Genomic DNA, 3,545 nt, shown 5'->3' with positions numbered 1-3,545 from the left:
GCCCGCTACCTCTCCCCCGACCCCCTAGGCCTAACCCCCGCCCCCAACCCCACAACCTACGTCCACAACCCCCACACCTGGACAGATTCACTTGGCCTAGGCCCCTGCCCCAGGAAAGAGATCGTCCTCAAGCCGTTCGACAATTTCGAACAGGCCCGCAATAAGGCATTGAACTTGCTTGGGGAAGTGGACTCCGGCACCCGTGTCCCGCTTGTGGGTCGACTTGAGAGTTCGCCGTCGACCTACAATAAGACCGTCGGGTTCACAACCAGAGTGGACGGAGTATTCAAACAGTTCAGGATGGACTTCGACCCAGAAAAGGGCCCACACATTAATGTCATGATCGGCAAGGGCTCATCTGGGCAAAAATGGGCAGTGCCATGGAACGGCTCAGAAGCCGACCTCATAAAGCTATTGGAGAGGAATACGTGACAAAGAAAAACTCCTACGGGACTCGTCGGGACCTTCTTCCGAAATTCATGAAAAGCGATACACATGAAGGCGATTTGATCAATATTCTCGATCTCGATGAGTCCCGAGAATTCGAATCGATCAGCTTGAACCGCTTTCCTCACGCACCTGCTGGGACGATTGAGTGGGAGAACGCTCACTTCGCCGATCGTTCGTCGTTTATAGATGAAGAGGATGGCGCACGAAAAATCAGCGAACTACTGACGAATCTACTGCGCCCCGAATCGAAAGTAACCATCTTCTGGGGCACACTAGTAATGCCATCAGTGATCCTTTCCGCCAAATCTGCTGCCGATCATTCGCAGGAAATCCTGGAGGTGGGCCCAGACTTTTGGATATTTTCCCCCGACCGTCAACTCATTTTGGAATGCCTCCAGGATGGGCAGCTGACGGTTGCCGACATCCCCCAGGAAGCTAAGAACAACTAACTGCTTCGTGGGGCCCGCGCGTCTACGCGGTCGCCATGCCTGCCGACCGCGCCCCCGAGCCCGTCCTGATCCTCTGGACGTGGACCAGACATTGGGCAGCATCAAGGGCGGGGTGAGTCGCAGCCTCTATGAGCGAGCCTTCGAGAAGGTGACCGGGCGAGAGCTCGAGGGGCTGGCAGCCATGGCCGGCCGCACAGAGCAGGCCATCATGGTGGAGACGCTGCGTCTCAACGGCGTTGACGAGCCGGAAGCGCTCTTCGGCGACTTCTATGCCGCACTGACGGCGGCAGCCGGAGAGCTGAAGGGGCAGAGGCGCGAGGTCGGGGTGGTGTTGCCCGGGGCTCGGGAGGCCATCGCCTCGTGTGCCGGGCGGCGCGCCGTACAGTCGGCGGTTACCGGCAATCTTCGCCCGGTCACCATCACCTAGCTGGCCGCGCTCGGCCTGGGCGAAGGGCTCGACTTCGCGGTGGGCGGCTACAGTTACGACAGCAGCGATCGGGCCGAGCTCGTGCGTCAGGCGCGCAAGCGGGCGGCGGAGAAGTACGGGCACGCCTTCGAGGGCAAGCGGACCGTCGTCATTGGGGACACGCCGCACGACGTACGCGGCGCCCGCGAGGCCGACGCTCTGGCGGTGGGTGTCGCCAGCGGCCGCAGCACCGCCGATGAGCTGCGCGCGGCCGGGGCCGAACATCGTGTTGGCGAGCCTCACCGACTTCACCGAACGCTGCGGGCACGTCCTTGGCCCGGCTGGTTGCTGAGCAGGCCCGACTGGCGTTCGCGCACACCCATCGCGGCCGTGACGCGCCAAAGACTCCGCTCGCTGACACGGCCCGACAACGGGCGCGGCCGAACCCCGACTTGCCGGAGCAACCTCGGGCCCGGCCGCATCGTGGCTCGTGCTGTGACAACCGCGGCCGAGAGCCCGCCTCCTGCCCGGCCGGGCAGGGTCGGCCGCCCGCGCCGAGGTCTTCGCCATCATCCGAGCAGGTGGCCGCAGGTGTGGCTGTCAGCGTTTGATGCGGCTGCGCATGGCGAGGACGGCGAGGGTGAGCAGGACGGGCTCAGTGAGGCGGCTGACCATCTCCGTGTAGGTGCCCGGCGAGGCGGGCCACGTATCCATCCACATCTCGTACGACGAGGTCGACCAGGCAACAGGTCACCGCGTCACGAGGGTCACCACGCCCGAGGGCCACACCACCCGCTACTTCATCAACGACGCGGGGAAGGTGGCCGCCGAGACCAACCCCCTGGGCCACACCACCCGTTCCACCTACGACCGCCACGACCGGCTGCTGTCCCGTACCGACGCGCTGGGCCACACCACTCATCTGACGTACGACGGGCCACCTCACCCGGATCACCGCCCCGGACGGCAGCGAGTCGACGGCGACGTACAACGACCTCGGCCTGCCGACGTCCATCACCGGCCCGGACGGCGCCACCTCGACACAGACGTTCGACGAGGCGGGCCGCCGCACCTCGGCCACCGACCCGGCGGGCCACACGACGCACTACGCGTACGACTCGTACGGCCACCTGTCGTCGGTCACCAACGCGCTGGGCGAAACCACGGTGGTCCGCTGCGACAAGGCGGGCCTGCCGGTGGAGATCACCGACCCGCTGGGCGCGGTGACCCGCTACGAGCGCGACGCCTTCGGCCGCCCCGTCACGATCACCGACGCGCTAGGGTCCACCACCCACCTCACCTGGACGGTGGAAGGCAAGCTCACCCGCCGCACCAACCCCGACGGCTCCACGGAGAGCTGGACGTACGACGGCGAAGGCAACTGCACGACCCACACCGACGCCATCGGCGGGACCTCCGTCTTCGAGTACACCCACTTCGACCTCCTCGCGGCCCGCACCGGCCCGGACGGGGTCCGGTACGAGTTCGAGCACGACGCGTCCCTGCGCCTCACTCAGGTCACGAATCCGCAAGGCCTGACCTGGTCGTACGAGTACGACCCCGCTGGCCGCCTGACCTCCGAGACGGACTTCGACGACCGCACGGTCACATACGAACACGACGCAGCGGGCCAACTCACCCACCGAACCAACCCCCTGGGCCAGACCGTCACGTATGAACACGACGCGCTAGGCCAGATCACCCACAAGACCGCCGACGACCAGGTGACCACCCTCACCTACGACCCAGCGGGCCGCCTGACCTCCGCTATCGGCCCCAACACCGAAGTCGTCTACCAACACGACCGCCTGGGCCGGATCAAGTCCGAGATGGTGAACGGCCGCGTATTGGCCCACTCGTACGACCCCCTGGGCCGCCGCACCCGCCGCGTCACCCCGACGGGCGCGACGACGACGTACGCGTACGACGCGGCAGGCAACCGCACCGCCCTCACCGCCGGTGGCCACACGCTGACCTCCGAACACGACGAGGCAGGCCGCGAGACAACCCGCCGCATCGGCGACACCCTCACCGTCACCAACACCTGGGACCCCCTGGGCCGCTTGACCGCCCAGTCCCTTGCTGGGGTGTCCGACGAAACCCCCATCCAGTACCGCACCTACACCTACCGAGCAGACGGCAATGTCACCGCAACCGACGACCGTCTGAACGGCCCGAGCAGCTTCGACCTGGACGCGGCAGGCCGCGTGACAACGGTCCGCGCCACCGGCTGGACCGAG

At 65.9% G+C, this 3,545-nt stretch carries 3 protein-coding genes and 2 pseudogenes; all 5 read left to right on the top strand.

What is annotated here, in order from left to right; all coding sequences use genetic code 11:
* The coding region (locus EEJ42_RS50410) for a hypothetical protein (RefSeq protein WP_148082105.1) at window positions 1-432 on the top strand (432 nt) is incomplete at its 5' end.
* A complete protein-coding gene (locus tag EEJ42_RS50405; protein WP_148082104.1) occupies window positions 429-899 on the top strand; it encodes a CDI toxin immunity protein in 471 nt (156 codons plus the stop codon). The genes EEJ42_RS50410 and EEJ42_RS50405, both read left to right, overlap by 4 nt.
* A gap of 79 nt (window positions 900-978) precedes the next feature.
* Window positions 979-1,326: a hypothetical protein gene (locus EEJ42_RS52000; protein WP_221179454.1), complete on the top strand. Its 348-nt coding sequence runs from the start codon at window positions 979-981 to the stop codon at window positions 1,324-1,326.
* A 39-nt stretch (window positions 1,327-1,365) separates the two neighbouring features.
* Window positions 1,366-1,521, top strand: a pseudogene (locus EEJ42_RS54770) (HAD hydrolase-like protein); the annotation flags it as partial.
* Window positions 1,522-1,996: 475 nt separating this feature from the next.
* Window positions 1,997-3,545, top strand: a pseudogene (locus tag EEJ42_RS32955) (type IV secretion protein Rhs); the annotation flags it as partial.

Origin of the sequence: Streptomyces botrytidirepellens (assembly GCF_003721215.1) — a bacterium.
Taxonomy (GTDB): domain Bacteria; phylum Actinomycetota; class Actinomycetes; order Streptomycetales; family Streptomycetaceae; genus Streptomyces; species Streptomyces himastatinicus.
The sequence above is the reverse complement of the archived record's forward strand: the minus strand, read 5'-3'. Positions and strand labels throughout refer to the sequence as shown.